The sequence below is a fragment of the Neisseria sp. P0019.S003 genome (assembly GCF_051957115.1).
In the GTDB taxonomy this organism is placed as follows: Bacteria; Pseudomonadota; Gammaproteobacteria; order Burkholderiales; family Neisseriaceae; genus Neisseria; species Neisseria flavescens_D.
The window spans coordinates 1-17,943 of record NZ_JBQCWT010000007.1 but is presented as its reverse complement, the minus strand read 5'-3'; the positions used below and the strand labels follow the sequence as shown (position 1 = coordinate 17,943).

The following is a 17,943-nucleotide window of genomic DNA, read 5'->3' as shown; positions in this document are numbered from 1 at the left end:
TAAAACAAGGCCGTCTGAAAAACTAATGATTTGGTTTTTCAGATGGCCTTGATGTGTTTTTAAGTTTTTCGGTTTAACGTAAAACAGTTTTGCTCCAACGGCTCACCCATTGTTTTTGTTTGGTGTTGATGTCGGCGCGATTGGGGGAATCGCTGTGTTTCGGGGTTTGGGCAAACTCGAATACTTTGGGCAGCGGCGTGTTTTTGGCAGCCGGATAGACCCACATTTCGGCAGGCAGGGCTTTTTGCACTTCGCCGCTTTGCAGCCAGCTTACCAGTTTGGCTGCCAGCTCGGGTTGTTTTGCGCCTTTCAAAACGGCCGCGCCTTCAACTTGGCGGAATGTGCCGCCTTTGAGGAAGAGGTTGCCGGTGGGTGGGGTGCTGTATTTGCCTTTGGAGTAGTGGACTTCGGCCGCCGGGCTGGTGGCATAGCTGACCACGAGGGGATAGGCGCCGCCGTTTTGGGTGAAGTCGGTGTAGTAGGCTTCGCTCCAGCCTTTGGCGACTTTCACGCCGTTTTGGCGCATTTGCGCCCACCATTTGAACGCGCCTTCTTCGCCCATGCCGCCGATGTTGGCCAAGAGGAAGGAGAGGCCGGGTGAGGATGTGGCGGGAGACGGGGTCACCAGAAGGTTTTTATATTCCGGTTTGGTCAGGTCTTGTAGGGTTTGCGGCAGGGGCAGTTTTTTCTGTTCAAACCATTTTTTGTCGTAGTTGATGGCGACATAGGCGTAATCAACAGCCAGCGCATCGGGCAGGGAAGCGGTTACGGGCGCGGATTTGGGTTGGCTGGCGGCGAGGATCCCGGCGGCTTTGGCTTTACCGATGTTGGCGTTGTCCAAACCGTAAACCGCATCGGCAATCGGGTTGGCCTTGCTCAAAATCAGCTTGTTGAGCATTTCGTTGCCGCTGCCTGCCTTGATGACGGACACTTTGGCATCATTGGCTTTTTCAAATTGCGCGATGACGGATTGGGGCAGGCTGAAGGATTTGTGCACGGCCAAACGCACTTCGGTTTGGGCGTACAGGTTTGCTGAGGCCAGTAATAGAGCCACTGCGGACAATTTCAGTTTCATTCTCTTTCCTTTGTACGGGTAAAATACGAAATATCATAACAAAATCTGCATATCAAGGCACGATATGAATCATTCCCCCGTTTGGCTGTTTGACCTCGACAATACTTTGCACAATGCTGAAGCCGGCATTTTCTACATCATCAACCGCGCCATGACCGAATACATGGCAGGCCGTCTGAAACTTTCCGAAGAAGCCGCCTCCCACCTGCGCCAAGATTATTGGCACCGATACGGCGCGACGCTTGCCGGTTTGCAAATTCATCATCCCGAAGTCGATATCGATGAATTTTTGCGTGAAAGTCACCCCCTTAAGCAAATTTTGGCAAAGGTGGAGGGTATGGATGGAACTGATGACGTTTTAGGCCGTCTGAAAGGGCGAAAAGCCGTATTTTCCAACGGGCCTTCGTTTTATGTCCGCGCATTGGTTGAGGCATTGGGCTTGGAAGCGCATTTTGACGGCTTGTTCGGCACGGACGACTTCGGTCTGCTCTACAAACCCAATCAGCAAGCCTATCTCAACGTCTGCCGCCTGTTGGGCGTCAAACCCGAACAGTGCATCATGGTGGACGACAGCGCCGACAATCTGCACCAAGCCAAAGCCTTGGGCATGAAGACCGTTTGGTACGGCGAAAAAGCCCATCCGTTGCCATTTGCCGACGGCATAGCAAAAGATATGCAGGGCTTGCTTGAATTTTGCACAAAACTGCCGTGAAGTTTTGAAAAAACAAGTACAATACACGGTATTGCCGACATTTAAAAAACAAGGACAACATCATGCGTAAACTCGCTTTAATTCTGACCGCTGCCGCCGTTTTGGCCGGTTGCTCTTGGGAAACCTACACCAACGAATCCGGCCGTACCGCCGTACGCCAAAAATATGCCACCGGCACACCTATCGTTTATCAGGACGGTACTTATTCTAAAAACATGAATTACAACCAGTTCCGCCCAGAGCGCCGCGCCGTCCAATCCAATCAAGCGGATCACGTTGAACACGGCGAACGCGGCCAACACTGGCAAAAACCGCAATTTGCCAACCAACAGCCAGCAACCGAATAACAATATCCCAAAGGCCGTCTGAAACGGAGTGAAAAACAATCAACACTTGTTGCCCCACTTTTCAGACGGCCTCAAACAACGACAACGGAAACCGTATCATGGCTCAGACAGCTTTAAATATCGTCATCCTCGCCGCCGGCAAAGGCACGCGCATGTACTCCAAAATGCCCAAAGTGCTGCACCGCATCGGCGGCCTTCCCATGGTTGAGCGCGTTATCGACACCGCCGCCTCCCTGAATCCTCAAAACATCTGCGTCGTCATCGGCCACGGCAAAGAGCAGGTCTTGGATACTGTCAAACGCGATGTCGTTTGGGTTGAACAAACCGAACAGCTCGGTACCGGCCACGCCGTCAAAACCGCCCTGCCGCACCTGTCTGCCGAAGGCCGCACGCTGGTGTTGTACGGCGACGTTCCCCTGATTGACGCAGCTACCCTCGAAACCCTGCTCGAAGCCGCAGGCGACGAAGTCGGCCTGTTGACCGACGTGCCTAACGATCCGACAGGTTTGGGCCGTATCATCCGCGACAGCAACGGCAGCGTAACCGCCATTGTCGAAGAAAAAGACGCCGATGCCGCCCAAAAGGCCGTGAAAGAAATCAATACCGGCATTTTGGTTCTGCCCAATGCCAAACTCGAAGCTTGGTTGAACAGCCTTTCCAGCAACAATGCCCAAGGCGAATACTACCTGACCGACCTCATCGCCAAAGCCGTTGCCGACGGTATTAAAGTTCATCCCGTCCAAGTCCGCGCCTCCCATTTGGCCGCCGGCGTGAACAACAAACTCCAACTGGCCGAACTCGAGCGCATTTTCCAAACCGAACAGGCGCAAGAATTGCTCAAAGCAGGCGTAACCCTGCGCGATCCGGCACGTTTCGATTTACGAGGCCGTCTGAAACACGGACAAGATGTCGTGATTGACGTCAACGTCGTCATCGAAGGCGAAGTCGAACTCGGCGACAACGTCGAAATCGGTGCCAACTGCGTGATCAAAAACGCCAAAATCGGTGCCAACACCAAAATCGCCCCATTCTCTCATTTTGAAGGTTGCGAAGTCGGCGAAAACAACCAAATCGGCCCATACGCCCGTTTGCGTCCGCAAGCCAAACTGGCCGATGACGTACACATCGGCAACTTCGTCGAAGTCAAAAACGCCACCATCGGCAACGGCACCAAAGCCAACCACCTTACCTACATCGGTGATGCCGAGATTGGCAGCAAAACCAACTTCGGCGCCGGCACGATTATTGCCAACTACGACGGCGTGAACAAACACAAAACCGTCATCGGCGACGAAGTGCGCATCGGTTCAAACTGCGTACTGGTTGCTCCCGTTACCCTCGGCAACAAAGTGACGACAGGCGCGGGCAGCGCGATTACCCACAACTGCGAAGACGGCAAACTCGTCCTTGCCCGTTCGCGCCAAACCGTCATCGAAGGCTGGGTGCGTCCGGAAAAAGGCGATAAGAAGTAAGGTTGATCTTTTATTTGTTTTCAGACGGCCTTGAGAAACAACAGGCCGTCTGAAATCCAGATTTGCCGTTTTAATGAATATAAAACGGCGTTTTCCGACTGCCGCTTTCGGGAGCCGGAGCAGCAGTCATTTTCTCAAACTTTTGATACTAAGGAACTTATATGTGCGGTATCGTAGGTGCTATTCGCGCCAATCACAATGTAGTCGATTTTCTGACCGACGGTCTCAAACGCCTTGAATACCGAGGCTATGATTCGTCGGGTATTGCCGTAAACATGGACGGCAAAATCAAACGCGTCCGCCGTGTCGGCCGTGTGCAGCTGATGGAAGATGCAGCACGCGAAAAAGGCGTGTTCGGCCATATCGGCATCGGCCATACCCGTTGGGCAACCCACGGCGGTGTAACCGAGCCTAACGCCCACCCCCACATTTCCGGCGGCATGATTGCGGTTGTCCACAACGGCATCATCGAAAACTTTGAAGCCGAACGCGAACGCCTGAAAGCGTTGGGTTACACCTTCGAATCGCAAACCGATACCGAAGTCATCGCCCACAGCGTCAACCACGAATACACACAAAACGGCGGCAAACTGTTTGAAGCCGTTCAAGCTGCGACTGCCCGTTTCCACGGCGCATACGCCATTGCCGTTATCGCACAAGACAACCCTGAACAAATGGTTGTTGCGCGCATGGGCTGCCCGCTGTTGGTGGCTTTGGGCGACCAAGAAACCTTCATCGCTTCCGACGTATCCGCCGTGATCGCCTTTACCCGCCGCATCGCTTACTTGGAAGACGGCGACATCGCCCTGCTGAACGCAAACGGCATCGAAAAACTGCTCGACAAAACCGGTGCGCAAACCGAACGCGCGATTAAAGTGTCCGAATTGTCTTTGGCTTCTTTGGAGTTGGGCCCATACAGCCACTTCATGCAAAAAGAAATCCACGAGCAACCCCGCGCCATCGCCGATACCGCCGAAGTCTTCCTTGATGGCGGTTTCGAACCTGAAAACTTTGGTGCGAATGCACGCGAAGTGTTCGACGATATCCACAGCATCAAAATCCTTGCCTGCGGTACGTCCTACTATGCCGCGCTGACCGCCAAATACTGGCTCGAATCCATTGCCAAAGTGCCGACCGACGTGGAAATCGCCAGCGAATACCGCTACCGCGACGTGATTGCCGATCCCAAACAACTGGTCATCACCATTTCTCAATCCGGCGAAACTTTGGACACCATGGAAGCCCTGAAATACGCGCAATCCTTGGGACACAAACACAGCCTGTCTATCTGTAACGTGATGGAATCCGCCCTGCCGCGTGAAAGCGAATTGGTACTGTACACACGCGCCGGCGCAGAAATCGGCGTTGCCTCTACCAAAGCGTTCACGACCCAACTGGTTGTCCTGTTCGGCCTGGCCGTTACCTTGGGCAAACAGCGCAGCCTGGTTTCTGACGAACAAGCGCGTGAATACGTTGAAGAATTGCGTCAACTGCCGGGAAGCATTCAGCACGTTCTCAACCTTGAGCCGCAAATCGCCGCGTGGGCGCAAAAATTTGCCAAGAAAACCAGCGCACTCTTCCTGGGCCGCGGCATCCACTTCCCAATCGCCCTTGAAGGTGCATTGAAGCTGAAAGAGATTACCTATATCCACGCCGAAGCTTATCCTGCGGGTGAGCTGAAACACGGCCCGTTGGCCTTGGTGGACGAGAACATGCCCGTTGTCGTGATTGCACCGAACGACAGCCTGTTGGACAAAGTGAAAGCCAATATGCAGGAAGTCGGCGCACGCGGCGGCGAACTGTTTGTCTTCGCCGACCTCGACAGCAACTTCAACGCCACCGAAGGCGTGCACGTTATCCGCGCCCCACGCCACGTCGGCGTACTCTCGCCGATTGTGCACACCATCCCCGTGCAACTCCTGTCTTACCACGCAGCCCTTGCACGCGGTACAGACGTGGACAAACCGCGCAACTTGGCTAAATCGGTAACGGTTGAATAAGTAATTGACCGGTTAAAAAAGGCCGTCTGAAACCTGAGATTTGGGTTTCAGACGGCCTTTATATTTGTCGGCTTCAGTAATAGCGAGGCTATTTATGATGTCTTTGCTTTCATTATAAATGTACAACAACAGCTGATTGTGACCGATATTTTATTGATTAGAGTGGCCTCTGATGACAAGTAAACAAACCGACAGAATGAAAACAGGCCGTCTGAAAAATCTTTCAGACGGCCTGTTGTTTTAAAGCGTTTTATTCTGCACCAACAACGACGGTGTTGAGGTCTTTGAATTTAACGCGGCGTTGCCATGCGTCGCGGACTTGTTCGACGGTCAGGCTGTTGATGGCTTTGGGGTAGGCTTCCAAGTAGTTGTTGGGCAGGTCGTAGAGGCCGATCAGGCTCAGGTAGTTGAGCAGTTTGTCGTTGGAGTCGTAGCGCAGGGGAAAGCCGCCGACGATGTTGGCTTTGGCCTGTTTCAGCTCGGCTTCGGTCGGGCCTTCGGCGATAAATTGCTCGATGACGGCTTGGGTGTCGGCCAGTGAGGCTTTGGTGTTTTTCTTTTGGGTGGAGTAGGAAACGGTAAACGTGCCTTCTTCTGTCGCCGGGGCGAGGCTGCTGTATACGCCGTAGGTGTAACCGTGTTGGTCGCGCAAAACTTTCATGAGGCGGCTGTCGAAACCGCCGCCGCCGAGGATGTAGTTGCCGGCAATGAGGGCGTAATAGTCGGGGTCATGGCGTTTGAAGAGGGAAGTGCCGAGCAGGATTTGTGCCTGTGTGCCGGCAAAGGGGATGTCGCGGCGTTGGGCGGTTTGTTTGGGAACGGGCGGGATGGCGTGGGTTGCGGTGGCTTTGGCCGGCAGGTCTTTGAGGACGCGCTCGACCAGTTGCTCTGCCTGTTTGCGGTTGAGGTCGCCGACGATGGCGACGATGGCGTTGTCTTTGCCGTAGTGGGTGCGGTGGAAGGCGCGGATGTCGTCCAGACTAACGCGTTTGAGGCTGTCAACGGTTATGTTTGCGCCGCTGCCGTAGGGATGGTTCGGATAGATGAGTTTGGTCAGTTCGCGCGTGGCGGTGTAGTCGGGGGTGGTTTCTTGTTGTTGCAAGCCGGTGATGGATTGGGTTTGACGGCGGCGGAAAACGGCTTCGTCAAAGCGTGGACGGGTTAGCGAGTGGTTGAGCAAGTTGGCGGCTTTGTCGCGGATGTCGGCTTTGCTGAGGCTGCGGAAGCCTGCGGACGCGCTTTCGGCATTGCTGTCGCTGCTGATTTGTGCGCCGATGTTGTCGGCTTCGGCATTAAAGGCTTCTTCGTCCAGCTCTTGGGTGCCGTCGGTCAGAAGGGCGGCGGTAAATTCGGCAACTTGGCTTTTGCCGTCCGGATTGGCGACGCTGCCTGCGCCCTTGAAGCTGACTTCAAGGTCGATGATGGGGTTTTCGTGGCGTTCGACAAGGAGGATTTGGGTGCCGTCGCGGTTGCGCCAGCGTTGGATGTCGGTGGCGGCTTGGACGCTTAAGGGCAGGAGGAGGGCAAGGGCGAGCAGGGTGGGTTTCATGTTGTGGCTTTCTGTTAAGGCCGTCTGAAAGGGTATGGGCTTTCAGACGGCCTGATGTTTATCGGCGTTTGGCAGCTTTTTTGCTTGGCGTGGCGGCAGCTTTTTGCGGCTCGATGATGACGGTACTCATGCGATCGTCGGTCAACATCCGGGCGGCGGCCTGTACTTCTTGCGCGCTGACTGCCTGTAAGCGGCGGTGGATTTCTTGTTCGTCGGTATATTGGAAACCGCGTGCTTCGAGGCGGCCCATCATGGAGGCTTGAGAAGACATGGAGTCTTTGGCGTAGATTTCGCTGACCGCTGCCTGGGTTTTGACGCGCTGCAATTCTTCTTCGGAAACGCCGTGGTCGGCAATGTCTTTGATTTCTTGGCGCAGTTGGGCAATCAGAGTATCGGTTTTCACGCCTTCGGCAGGCATGGCCATTACGCTGAACAGCGGCATTTCACGGCTGATGATGTCGTAATGCGTTCCTGCGTTCAATGCGGTTTGCTTGCCGCGCACGAGGTTTTTGTCAAAACGGCTGGACGCGTTGCCTGCCAAAATATCGGAGAGGATGTCGAGGGCGAAAGGCATCGTGTCATCGAGTTTTTGGAGTTTCGGCACACGGAAGTTGATGGCAATCAGCGGCTGGTGTGTAACCGGAGAAGTGGCTTTGACCGTAACAGGCTTGCGCAAATAGGGTTCGGTATGGAGTTTGTTGCGCGGCGGCTGGGCTTTGGCCGGAATATCGCCAAAGAGTTTGGCGGCCGTCTGAAGCGTTTGTTTGGCATCGACATCGCCGACAATGACCAATACGGCATTGTTGGGCGCGTAATATTGTTTGTACCACGCGCGCAGGTCGTCGGCTTTTAGCGTGTGCAAATCTTTCATGTAGCCGATGACGGAGGCGCGCATCGACGGTTGGGTAAAGGCGGCAAGATAGGCTTGCTCCCACATTTTGCCGTCGGCCGTGTCTTCCGTGCGTTGGCGGCGTTCTTCGCGGATGACGTTCATCTCATTGAGGAATTCTTTGTCGCTGAAGTTGAGGTTGTGCATGCGGTCTGCCTCGAGCTTCAGAATCTCGGGCAGGTTGGCGGCGGCGACGTTTTCGTAATACACCGTTTCATTGCGGCTGGTGTAGGCATTGTTTTGCCCGCCCAGCTCGGATACGCGGCGGTTGAACTCGCCGGAGGGAACGTCTTTCGTGCCTTTAAACATCATGTGTTCCAAAGCGTGGCTCAAGCCGCTTTTGCCCGGTTTTTCATCCACGCTGCCGATTTTGTACCAAATCTGCGAAACGGCCACAGGCGCGCGGTGGTCTTCTTTAACGATGATTTTCAGACCGTTGGGCAGGGTTTCAGAAAGCGTCTGCGCCCATGAGGCGGCAGGCAGCGCGAAGGCAAGCATTAAAGCAATTCGGCGTAACATGGTTCAATCCGTAAAATGAAAATCAATCGCCAAAGTATAGCGGAAATCTGCAAAGATTGGCCGAATGTTTCAGACGGCCTGCGGCTTTATCTGCTGATTCACATCAAGCGCGGCCGTTGCCAATCTTTACCGTCGCGCCTCATTCGCGGATAATCCCAAACATTCCCGTTTCCAACCATCACAAAGGAATCATCATGGCATTTTTGAAACTGACCGAACAAAATGTTCAAGGCAAAACCGTTCTGATCCGCGCCGATATGAACGTACCGTTCAAAGACGGCAACATCAGCGACGACACCCGTATCCGCGCTTCGCTCGCATCCATCAAATACTGCTTGGACAATGGCGCGTCCGTGATCGTGATGACCCACCTCGGCCGTCCGACCGAAGGCGAATTCCATCCTGAAGACGATGTAGCGCCTGTTGCCGCGCATTTGGGCAAACTGTTGGGCAAAGACGTGAAAGTATTGAACGACTGGCGTGAAAACAAACCGACTTTGAACGCCGGTGATGTCGTGATGCTGCAAAACGTGCGCATCAACAAAGGCGAGAAGAAAAACGACTTGGAGCTGGGCAAAGCCTACGCTTCTTTGTGCGACGTGTTCGTCAACGACGCATTCGGTACCGCCCACCGTGCCCAAGCTTCGACTGAAGCCGTTGCCCAAGCCGCACCGGTTGCCTGCGCCGGTGTGTTGATGGCGGGCGAACTTGACGCTTTGGGAAAAGCCCTGAAACAACCGGCTCATCCGATGGTCGCCATCGTTGCCGGCAGCAAAGTGTCCACCAAACTGACCATCCTCGAATCTTTGGCTGACAAAGTCGACCAGCTCATCGTCGGCGGCGGCATTGCCAATACCTTCCTGTTGGCAGAAGGCAAAGCCATCGGCAAATCTTTGGCCGAACACGATTTGGTGGAAGAATCCAAAAAAATCATGGCGAAAATGGCGGCTAAAGGCGGCTCTGTTCCGCTGCCGACCGATGTGGTTGTTGCTAAAGCCTTTGCCGCCGATGCGGAAGCTGTGGTGAAAGACATTGCCGACGTTGCCGAAGACGACATGATTTTGGACATCGGTCCGAAATCCGCCGCTGCTTTGGCCGATTTGCTCAAAGCTGCCGGTACGGTCGTATGGAACGGCCCGGTAGGCGTGTTTGAATTTGACCAATTTGCCGGCGGTACCAAAGTATTGGCCGAAGCGATTGCCCAAAGCGATGCGTTCTCGATTGCCGGCGGCGGCGATACTTTGGCGGCGATTGCCAAATTCGGCGTAACCGATCAAATCAGTTACATCTCTACCGGCGGCGGCGCGTTCCTTGAGTTCTTGGAAGGCAAAGAGTTGCCTGCCGTTGCTGCTTTGGAAAAACGCGGCGCGTAATCGGTTTTAATCTTGATGGCTGAATAAAGGCCGTCTGAAATCTGGAAATCAGGTTTCAGACGGCCTTTTGTTTTGGTTTTTATTCGAGGAAGTGTTTAGCTGGATTCAACGCCGATGTTTGGCAGACTTGTTGCTAAACAGGCTGGAAAGTGTCCGGCTCTTTTCAGACGGCCTCTGCGTCGGCTTGTCGGTGCAATGCCTGATAGCACGGGGTAAGCTGACGGATAATCAGGTCGAGCTGGTGTTTGAGGATGTGGTCTTGCTGCGCTTGTGTGTTTTGTTCAAGCTCGGCAAATTCCTGACGGATTTGGGCCATGGCCGTTTCAAAAGCCTCGGGGTCGGTTTGGGGCATTTGGATCAGCAACTCGGCGATGTGGTGGGTCAGGCGGGCATATGGGGCGAAGGTATCGCTGCCGTCGTGATGAACCTGGTCGCGGTATGCGCCGAGCGCGGAAATGTGGCCGGTCAGCGCATAGCTGGTTTTGAGCAGGGTAAAACCGTCTTGCAGGCGGTCTTGGTATTTTTTCGGGTTGCTGCTCATGTCGGATAAGGTGCTGCTGAGGGCGGCGGTGCTTTCGTGGGCTTGGCGGCGGGTGAGGCGGTAGTCGACATCGTCGCGGCTGCCGTTTTGCAGTTGGTCGAGGATGGCGTCAAGATAGCGGCCATTGGCAGTAATGGTCTGGGCGGCGGTGTGGCTGAGGGTGAGGTAACGCCAATCGGGCCAGAGGTAAGTGGCGGCAGCCCATGCGATAACGGAACCGACGATGGTGTCGATGATGCGGATAGGCATGGCGTGGTACACGTCCAAACCGGCAAGCGAGAGGCTGGTCAGGGCTTGGATGGTGATGAAGAAGGTGGAGAAGCTGTATTTGTAGCTTCGGGTCATGAAAAACAGGGTGGTGCTGGCGATGACAATCCAGAGCTTGGTTTCAACAGACGGGGTGAAGTAGGGGACGAGCGAACCGACAATTACGCCGAGAATCGTACCGGCGATACGTTGGTACACGCGGCTTTTGGTGGCGGTGTAGTTGGGCTGGCAGACGAAAAGGGCGGTCAGCAGAATCCAGTAGCCGAGGTTGAGATGAAGGATTTCGACAATGATGCAGGCCGCGGCCACGACGATGGAGAGGCGGGTGGCATGGCGGAAGACGCCGGATTCGAAATTGAGCTGGCTGAGGACGGTTTCGCCGATATTGCGGAACTTGGTGTTTTCAAGGGCGGCGATGCGGGTGTCGGCGTTGTCGTTTTCGGCAAGGGACGCATCGTTTTGCAGTTGCCGCAGTTGGTAATCGACGCTGCTGAGGTTGTCGAGTAGGCGGCGGATATTGTGGAGGTTGGCATTGTCGGCATGGGTCTCGGCAAAATGGCTGAGGGATTGGCGGCAGCCTTCCATGGCACGGCCGAGGCGTTTGCTGTATGCGTAGGGTTTGTTGTTGCGCAGGGAGGAGGCAACGTTGCGGCACGCCTGGCCTTGCATTTCGAGCAGGCGGCGGATGCGGAAGATGAGGTCGGTATTTTTGAGCTGCTCGGCCATTTCGCTGTAATCGACGTGGGCGGAGCTGATGCGTTCGTGCATGTCTTGCGCGCAGAGGTAGTAGCGCAGCATTTTGGCGGTACGCGGATGGCGGTGTTGGCCGCGCAACCGGTAGAAAAGTGCGCCGCGGCATTGGTTGAAGGCGGTAATCACGCCGGTGTTGCTCATGGCCAAGTCGATTTGGCGGTTGCCCAACCATGCGGCTTCGTCGGGGTCGAAAAAGTCGGCTTTGGCATCGAAGTAGTTGCTGAGTGCGTCGTAGGCATTGGCGACGGTTTCTTGGACGGGGCGGTGGGGCAGGATGATTTGGAAGATCAGGGTGTTGACGCTGTATAGGACAGTGCCCAGCAGAATCATGATGGGGTTGGTCAGCCAGTAGGTCTCGGGGGTGTAGGTCAGCGTGGTGTAGGTGGCAACGGCGAGCGCACCGAAAGCGAAGGTGCGATATTTGAGGCCGACGGTGCCGAGGATGGTGAAGCCGAAAGTCATCAGGGTCATGGCCAAGATGAAGGGAACGCCTGTGCCGATGGTGCTTTGGGCAAGCAGCGAGGAGAGGGTGAACAGGGCAACGGTAATGACGATGTTTTTCAGACGGCCTGTGAGGCGGTTGTCCAAATCGACTAAACCGCCGGCAATAATGCCGAGTACGAAGGGCATGACGAGCTTAGGCGTGTTGAAGTGCCAAACGAGGGTGGCGGCGATGAACACGCTGGCGAAGACGGGTAGGGAGGCAATGATCAGAGGTTTGAGCGGCTGAGTTTTCATAATGGTGTTATTTATTATTCGTTATGAGATGAATGATTGGATTTTAACAGGATTTTCAGTTGATTTCAGAATGCTTTAAATGAGATAAGGCCGTCTGAACGGATACGGGAAAATACTTGATTTCGTTTCCACATCCGTTCAGACGGCCTTGTTTGGCTTGCGCCATTAGGTCATCAGGTTGAGGTCGCTGATGCGGTCGTAGAGGCGTTCGGTATTGTTGCCCTCGTCGTGCATTTGAATGCGCAGGCGCAAATCGTTGGCGGATACCGCTTGGCGCAGGGCTTCGCTGAGTTCGATTTGGCCTTGTGCGTAGAGGTTGAAGAGGTTTTGGTCGAACGTCTGCATGCCGTTGCTGCCGGAGCGTGCCATCAGGTCGCGGATTTCCAGCAATTCGCCTTTGAAAATCAAGTCCTGCATGGCCGGAGTATTAAGCAGGAGGTCGGTAACGGCCGTGCGTTGGCGGTTTTTCTTGATGGTGAGACGTTGGCCGATGATGCTGACAAGATTTAACGCCAAATCCATCAAAACCTGTTGGCGGCGGTCTTCCGGATAGAAGTTGATGATGCGCTCGATGGTTTGGGAGGCTGTGCTGGCATGGATAGTGAAAACGCACAGATGGCCGGTTTGAGCCAGTTGGAGGGCGTATTCCATGCTTTCTTCGCTGCGGACTTCGCCGATACAGACGACATCGGGTGCTTGACGCATGGCGCTTTGAACGGCGGTTTTCCAGTTGTCGGTATCGATGCCGATTTCGCGCTGGGTGAAGATGCTGCGGCAAGGTTTGTAGATAAACTCGATGGGGTCTTCGATGGTAACGATATGGCCGGGCAGCTTTTGGTTGCGGTAGTTGAGCATAGAGGCCATGGTGGTGGATTTACCCGAACCGGTCGGGCCGGCGAGGATCAGCAGGCCGCGCGGCGCGAGTGCAAGCTCCTGGAGCTTTTCGGGCAAACCGAGGGTCTTCATCTCGGGAATGTCTTGGCTGACACGGCGCAATACCATGCCGACGCGGCCTTGCTCGTGGTAGGCGTTGACGCGGTAGCGCGTGTTGCTGCGCGATTGGACGGAATAGTTGATTTCCCAGTCGCGGTTGAAGGCTTCGAGCTGGTCGTGGTTCATGGTAGATTCGGCGATGGCGGCGGTGTCTGCGCCGGTCAGTGCTTTGTGGGGCATGGGCGTGAGGGTGCCGCCGACTTTGATGGCAGGGGGAAAGCCTGCGCTGATGAAGATGTCGGATGCGTTACGTTTTTCGGCCTCTTCACACATGCGGTCGAGCAGGGGATGAAGATGTGTGCCGATTTCGGCCGGGGTGGGGATGTGCGGTGCTTGGTTTTTTTGTGAGTAGGCTTGCACCATTTCGCTTAACAGGTCGTGCAGAGGGGCGAGGTCGCTCATGATGATTCTCTTTAAAACGGGTATTCGGTCAGGCTGAAAGGCCGTCTGAAAACGGGATGATGGGGTTCAGACGGCCTGGGTATGGTTTAGAAAACAGAGAGGTTTTCGATGTTTTGCGCCTTACTGCGTGCCAGTTCGGGGCTGATGGTGCCTTGGCGGACAAGGGTTTGCAGGGCTTGATCGAGGGTTTGCATACCGTGGGCCTGACCGGTTTGGAGGGCGGCGTTGATTTGAGCGATTTTGTTCTCGCGGATGAGGTTGCGCACGGCCGGTGTGGAAATCAGGATTTCGTGTGCGGCGACGCGGCCGTTGCCGTCGCGGGTTTTCAGCAGGGTTTGGGAAATGATGGCGCGCAAGGATTCAGACAACATGGAGCGCACGATTTCTTTTTCGCCGGCTGGGAATACGTCGACAATACGGTCAATGGTTTTAGCGGCGCCGGTTGTGTGCAGCGTGCCGAAAACCAAGTGGCCGGTTTCGGCGGCGGTCAGGGCGAGGGAGATGGTTTCAGGGTCGCGCATCTCACCGATCAAAATCACGTCTGGGTCTTCGCGCAGGGCGGAACGCAGGGCGTTGGTAAAGCTGTGGGTGTGCTGATGCAGCTCGCGCTGGTTGATGAGCGCCTTTTTGCTTTGGTGGACGAACTCAATCGGGTCTTCGATGGTCAGAATATGGGCCGGTTGGGTTTCGTTGATGTAGTTGACCATCGCCGCCAGCGTGGTGGATTTACCCGAACCGGTCGGGCCGGTTACCAAGACCAAACCGCGCGGATTTTCGGCAATTTTTTGGAAAATGCGCGGCGCACGCAATTCTTCCAGCGTCAGAACGGTGCTCGGAATGGTACGGAATACGGCAGCCGGGCCGCGTTCGGTCATAAAGGCGTTGACGCGGAAACGGGCAACATTAGGCAGCTCAAATGAGAAATCGACTTCAAAATCCTGTTGATAGAGCTTGCGCTGGTGGTCGTTCATGACCGAGGTAATCATGGTACCGACTTCTTCCGAGCTCATCTCGGGCAGGTTGATGCGGCGGATGTCGCCGTGTACGCGTATCATGGGGGAAATGCCCGAACTCAAATGGAGGTCGGAGGCTTTGTTTTTCACGCCGAACGCGAGTAAGTCGGTAATCTGCATAATGTGGCCTTGTTTTGGTTTAGAATAATAAAATCGCTTTATTTTAAATAGATAAACCCGTTCGACCAAGTAAAATTTTCAAAATGCCGAGTGATGAACGGGTTAAAGGAGAAAACCATGTCGGTATTGCAACAAAACTATCAGGACGTATGCCGGGCGGTTGAACAGGCGGCTGAGGCTGCTGGACGGCCTGCGGATGCGGTAAAGCTGGTAGCGGTCAGCAAGACCTTTCCGGCAGACGATATCCGCGAAGTGTATGCGGCCGGTCAGCGCGATTTCGGCGAGAACTATATTCAGGAATGGTTTGAAAAAACGGAAACGCTGGCAGATTTGTCGGATATTGTTTGGCACGTTATCGGCGATGTGCAGTCCAATAAAACCAAATTTGTGGCCGAACGCGCACATTGGGTGCATACGATAGGCCGTCTGAAAACGGCGTGGCGCTTGAGCGAACAAAGGCCGTCTGAAATGCCGCCGTTGCAGGTGTGCATTGAAGTGAACATTGCCGCGGAAGAAGCAAAACACGGCGTAGCACCCGATGAGGCGGTTGCGCTGGCCCTTGAAGTGGCCAAGTTGCCGAATATTAAAGTGCGCGGATTGATGTGTGTGGCCAAGGCCGACAGCAGCAACGATGAGTTACGCAGCCAGTTTCACACTATGCAGCGGCTGTTGGCTGAGTTGAATGCGGCTGGCGTTGAAGCAGATGTTTTGTCTATGGGTATGTCCGGAGATATGCCAATCGCGGTAGAATGCGGCGCAACCCATGTCCGCATCGGCAGCGCGATTTTCGGCAAGCGGCATTATCCTCAATAAAAGTAATAGGCCGTCTGAACAGGGCAGACAGCAGTTTCAGACGGCCTGATCGATATCACAAAGGAGTGACATATATATGAATATCTATTTTCTCGGCGGTGGCAATATGGCGACTGCCATTGCAGGCGGTTTGGTCAAACAAGACGGCTATCGTGTCCACATTGTCGAACGCGGCGCCGAAAGACGTGCGCAACTGGTGCAAGAATTGGGCGTAGCCACTTCTGAAAACCTGCCCGAATTGAGTGCGGACGATGCCCTCATTCTCGCCGTCAAACCGCAAGACATGCAGGCAGCCTGTCAAAACATCCGTTTAAATGGTGCGCTGGTGTTGTCCGTAGCGGCTGGTTTGTCCATCGATACCCTCAGCCAGTATCTGGGCGGCACACGCCGTATCGTGCGCATCATGCCCAATACGCCGGCCAAAATCGGTTTGGGCGTATCCGGTATGTTTGCCGATGCAGGCGTTTCAGAAGCTGACCGTATCGCCGCAGACGGCATCATGCGCTCTGTCGGCACAACCGTTTGGCTGAACGAGGAAGAGCAACTCCACAATATTACCGGCATCAGCGGCAGCGGCCCCGCCTATGTTTTCTATTTGTTGGGCGCGCTCCAAAATGCGGCTTTGGCACAAGGTTTCAACGAACAAGACGCACGCGAACTGAGTCTCGCTACATTTAAAGGCGCAGTGGCTTTGGCCGAACAAACCGGCGAAGCATTCGCACAATTACAGCAAAACGTAACTTCCAAAGGCGGCACGACACACGAAGCCATCGAAACCTTCAAAGCCCGTCACGTTGCCGAAGCCATCGAACAGGGCGTAGAAGCCTGCGTTAAACGTTCGCAAGAAATGGCGCAACAATATAAGGCCGTCTGAACATGCGTGGCGACTTGCTCCTATTATTGGCAGACGCTATTGCCATCCTGTGTATCACGCGCTTTTTGCTCCGATACGCAGGATTGGCAGCAGAACATCCCCTGCTCAAATTCAGCATACAAGCAACAGGCTGGCTGACCAAACCTTGGCAAAAAGCATTTCCATCCGGCGAGAAAACCGATTGGTACTGCCTGCCAGCAGGTTTTCTGGTGTACTACCTTGCCTGTACCGTTATTATTTTTATATCGCCGGCGCTGTCTATCAGTAATAAGCTGATTTTGGCAAACTTCTGGTTTGCCGCACTCCATATGCTGAAAGCCGCGGCCTATACATTACTTATCGGTCTGATTATTAGAATGGTGTCCAGCATACAAGGTCGCTATTCGCCGTTGACTTATACCATCGAACGAATCCTGCAGCCATTGCTCAAACCGTTTTCCTTCTTACGCGTAGGACGATACGATTTTTCAGGCAGTTTGTTGGCGCTCTTATTATGGTTGTGGCTGGCCCGATGGTTTCCCCAGCTTATCCAGCAAACAAATCTATGGTTGCTCCAATAGGCCGTCTGAAAGCGTAGCAGGTATTAACGACCAAAAATACAACGTCCTAAAAAGCGCTTTAATACATTTAGGTGTAAGGTAGTGCAAAAAAGTGCAAATCGAAATATAAAGAACAAATGAATAGGTAAAACATGATATGATTCGCCCAATTTCCAAAACGGAAATTCAAGAAAACCCAATAAAAGCAAACCCGTAGCATCTAAATCATTAACAACAAACCGAAAGCAGACACCATGGCAAAGCTGACAGAACAAGATATTTTAAACTGGGATGGTCCTGAAGAGGACTACATGAACAGCGACCAATTGGCCTTCTTCCGCGAACTACTGGTTAAAATGCAAGAAGAGCTGATTGAAAATGCAAACACCACTACCGGCCATCTTCAAGAGCACGAATCTGCCCCCGATCCTGCCGACCGAGCTACTCAAGAAGAAGAATACGCTTTAGAACTGCGCACCCGCGATCGTGAGCGTAAACTTCTCAATAAAGTGCAAGCGACCATCCGCAGCATTGACGAAGGTGATTACGGTTTCTGTGCCGATACCGGTGAACCCATCGGCCTCAAACGCCTGCTGGCACGGCCGACCGCGACATTGTCCGTAGAAGCGCAAGAGCGACGCGAACGAATGAAAAAACAGTTCGCCGACTAAAATATAGACATAAAACCTCAAAAAGGCCGTCTGAAATACTCTTTCAGACGGCCTTAGTATTGAACCGGGTTGGATTTGGGAAGCGAATAGGGAAGATTTGAGTGTTTTTAGAAAAATAAAAACCCTGTTAAAACAGGGGAGTGATTAATTTTCTGGAAATAATTTTGCGAAAGGTGTTGACTGGTTTTGTTGGTAGGCGTATAGTTCGGTTCTTCGCTGCTGACGCGGTGAAGAAAACGAAGCAGATAGTATAACACAGTTAGTTAAAATTTTCGATAATTTT

General features: G+C 53.8%; 15 protein-coding genes. 9 read left to right on the top strand and 6 right to left on the bottom strand.

Going from position 1 to position 17,943, the window contains the following annotated elements; all coding sequences use genetic code 11:
• Positions 1-73 precede the first annotated feature (73 nt).
• The gene (locus ACTHTS_RS09845; RefSeq protein ID WP_440369926.1) at positions 74-1,075 is read right to left on the bottom strand and encodes a thiamine ABC transporter substrate-binding protein; all 1,002 of its coding nucleotides are present in this window, start codon (positions 1,073-1,075) and stop codon (positions 74-76) included.
• A gap of 64 nt (positions 1,076-1,139) precedes the next feature.
• On the opposite strand from ACTHTS_RS09845, the gene ACTHTS_RS09840 reads away from it, so the two are divergent.
• From ACTHTS_RS09840 to glmS, 4 genes are all read left to right on the top strand, one after another.
• Positions 1,140-1,787 carry a pyrimidine 5'-nucleotidase gene (locus ACTHTS_RS09840; protein ID WP_440369925.1) on the top strand — a complete coding sequence of 216 codons (648 nt, stop codon included), beginning with the start codon at positions 1,140-1,142 and terminating at the stop codon, positions 1,785-1,787.
• A 62-nt stretch (positions 1,788-1,849) separates the two neighbouring features.
• The gene (locus ACTHTS_RS09835; RefSeq protein ID WP_440369924.1) at positions 1,850-2,134 is read left to right on the top strand and encodes a membrane lipoprotein lipid attachment site-containing protein; all 285 of its coding nucleotides are present in this window, start codon (positions 1,850-1,852) and stop codon (positions 2,132-2,134) included.
• A gap of 98 nt (positions 2,135-2,232) precedes the next feature.
• On the top strand, positions 2,233-3,606 hold the full coding sequence (gene glmU / locus ACTHTS_RS09830) for a bifunctional UDP-N-acetylglucosamine diphosphorylase/glucosamine-1-phosphate N-acetyltransferase GlmU (protein ID WP_440369923.1): 1,374 nt from the start codon (positions 2,233-2,235) through the stop codon (positions 3,604-3,606).
• Positions 3,607-3,767: 161 nt separating this feature from the next.
• Positions 3,768-5,606 (top strand): glutamine--fructose-6-phosphate transaminase (isomerizing), encoded by a 1,839-nt coding sequence (gene glmS / locus ACTHTS_RS09825; RefSeq protein WP_440369922.1) that lies wholly within the window; start codon positions 3,768-3,770, stop codon positions 5,604-5,606.
• Positions 5,607-5,856: 250 nt separating this feature from the next.
• Here glmS and ACTHTS_RS09820 read toward each other — a convergent pair whose 3' ends face one another.
• Positions 5,857-7,155, bottom strand: a complete 1,299-nt coding sequence (locus tag ACTHTS_RS09820; RefSeq protein ID WP_440369921.1) for a M16 family metallopeptidase — start codon at positions 7,153-7,155, stop codon at positions 5,857-5,859.
• Between the two features lie 58 nt (positions 7,156-7,213).
• The gene (locus tag ACTHTS_RS09815; RefSeq protein WP_440369920.1) at positions 7,214-8,563 is read right to left on the bottom strand and encodes a M16 family metallopeptidase; all 1,350 of its coding nucleotides are present in this window, start codon (positions 8,561-8,563) and stop codon (positions 7,214-7,216) included.
• A 194-nt stretch (positions 8,564-8,757) separates the two neighbouring features.
• On the opposite strand from ACTHTS_RS09815, the gene ACTHTS_RS09810 reads away from it, so the two are divergent.
• Positions 8,758-9,936: a phosphoglycerate kinase gene (locus tag ACTHTS_RS09810; protein ID WP_004519232.1), complete on the top strand. Its 1,179-nt coding sequence runs from the start codon at positions 8,758-8,760 to the stop codon at positions 9,934-9,936.
• 163 nt (positions 9,937-10,099) lie between these two features.
• Here ACTHTS_RS09810 and yccS read toward each other — a convergent pair whose 3' ends face one another.
• From yccS to ACTHTS_RS09795, 3 genes are all read right to left on the bottom strand, one after another.
• On the bottom strand, positions 10,100-12,235 hold the full coding sequence (gene yccS / locus ACTHTS_RS09805) for a YccS family putative transporter (RefSeq protein WP_440369919.1): 2,136 nt from the start codon (positions 12,233-12,235) through the stop codon (positions 10,100-10,102).
• Between the two features lie 165 nt (positions 12,236-12,400).
• Positions 12,401-13,630, bottom strand: coding sequence for a PilT/PilU family type 4a pilus ATPase (locus ACTHTS_RS09800; protein WP_440369918.1), 1,230 nt, complete (start codon positions 13,628-13,630; stop codon positions 12,401-12,403).
• Between the two features lie 86 nt (positions 13,631-13,716).
• Positions 13,717-14,763, bottom strand: coding sequence for a type IV pilus twitching motility protein PilT (locus tag ACTHTS_RS09795; protein WP_004519239.1), 1,047 nt, complete (start codon positions 14,761-14,763; stop codon positions 13,717-13,719).
• A gap of 117 nt (positions 14,764-14,880) precedes the next feature.
• Between ACTHTS_RS09795 and ACTHTS_RS09790 the strand changes: the two genes are divergently transcribed.
• The 4 genes from ACTHTS_RS09790 (at position 14,881) to dksA (ending at position 17,660) form a co-directional block, all read left to right on the top strand.
• Positions 14,881-15,576 carry a YggS family pyridoxal phosphate-dependent enzyme gene (locus ACTHTS_RS09790; protein ID WP_440369917.1) on the top strand — a complete coding sequence of 232 codons (696 nt, stop codon included), beginning with the start codon at positions 14,881-14,883 and terminating at the stop codon, positions 15,574-15,576.
• A 76-nt stretch (positions 15,577-15,652) separates the two neighbouring features.
• The gene (gene proC / locus ACTHTS_RS09785; protein ID WP_440369916.1) at positions 15,653-16,450 is read left to right on the top strand and encodes a pyrroline-5-carboxylate reductase; all 798 of its coding nucleotides are present in this window, start codon (positions 15,653-15,655) and stop codon (positions 16,448-16,450) included.
• Between the two features lie 2 nt (positions 16,451-16,452).
• Positions 16,453-17,010 carry a YggT family protein gene (locus tag ACTHTS_RS09780; protein WP_440369915.1) on the top strand — a complete coding sequence of 186 codons (558 nt, stop codon included), beginning with the start codon at positions 16,453-16,455 and terminating at the stop codon, positions 17,008-17,010.
• A gap of 233 nt (positions 17,011-17,243) precedes the next feature.
• Positions 17,244-17,660, top strand: a complete 417-nt coding sequence (gene dksA, locus ACTHTS_RS09775; RefSeq protein ID WP_049344904.1) for an RNA polymerase-binding protein DksA — start codon at positions 17,244-17,246, stop codon at positions 17,658-17,660.
• Positions 17,661-17,943 lie beyond the last annotated feature (283 nt).

Coding starts and splice junctions, on each gene's coding strand:
- ACTHTS_RS09845 (WP_440369926.1), bottom strand. CDS start 1,075: ATGAAACTGAAATTGTCCGCAGTGGCTCTATTACTGGCCTCAGCAAAC.
- ACTHTS_RS09840 (WP_440369925.1), top strand. CDS start 1,140: ATGAATCATTCCCCCGTTTGGCTGTTTGACCTCGACAATACTTTGCAC.
- ACTHTS_RS09835 (WP_440369924.1), top strand. CDS start 1,850: ATGCGTAAACTCGCTTTAATTCTGACCGCTGCCGCCGTTTTGGCCGGT.
- glmU (WP_440369923.1), top strand. CDS start 2,233: ATGGCTCAGACAGCTTTAAATATCGTCATCCTCGCCGCCGGCAAAGGC.
- glmS (WP_440369922.1), top strand. CDS start 3,768: ATGTGCGGTATCGTAGGTGCTATTCGCGCCAATCACAATGTAGTCGAT.
- ACTHTS_RS09820 (WP_440369921.1), bottom strand. CDS start 7,155: ATGAAACCCACCCTGCTCGCCCTTGCCCTCCTCCTGCCCTTAAGCGTC.
- ACTHTS_RS09815 (WP_440369920.1), bottom strand. CDS start 8,563: ATGTTACGCCGAATTGCTTTAATGCTTGCCTTCGCGCTGCCTGCCGCC.
- ACTHTS_RS09810 (WP_004519232.1), top strand. CDS start 8,758: ATGGCATTTTTGAAACTGACCGAACAAAATGTTCAAGGCAAAACCGTT.
- yccS (WP_440369919.1), bottom strand. CDS start 12,235: ATGAAAACTCAGCCGCTCAAACCTCTGATCATTGCCTCCCTACCCGTC.
- ACTHTS_RS09800 (WP_440369918.1), bottom strand. CDS start 13,630: ATGAGCGACCTCGCCCCTCTGCACGACCTGTTAAGCGAAATGGTGCAA.
- ACTHTS_RS09795 (WP_004519239.1), bottom strand. CDS start 14,763: ATGCAGATTACCGACTTACTCGCGTTCGGCGTGAAAAACAAAGCCTCC.
- ACTHTS_RS09790 (WP_440369917.1), top strand. CDS start 14,881: ATGTCGGTATTGCAACAAAACTATCAGGACGTATGCCGGGCGGTTGAA.
- proC (WP_440369916.1), top strand. CDS start 15,653: ATGAATATCTATTTTCTCGGCGGTGGCAATATGGCGACTGCCATTGCA.
- ACTHTS_RS09780 (WP_440369915.1), top strand. CDS start 16,453: ATGCGTGGCGACTTGCTCCTATTATTGGCAGACGCTATTGCCATCCTG.
- dksA (WP_049344904.1), top strand. CDS start 17,244: ATGGCAAAGCTGACAGAACAAGATATTTTAAACTGGGATGGTCCTGAA.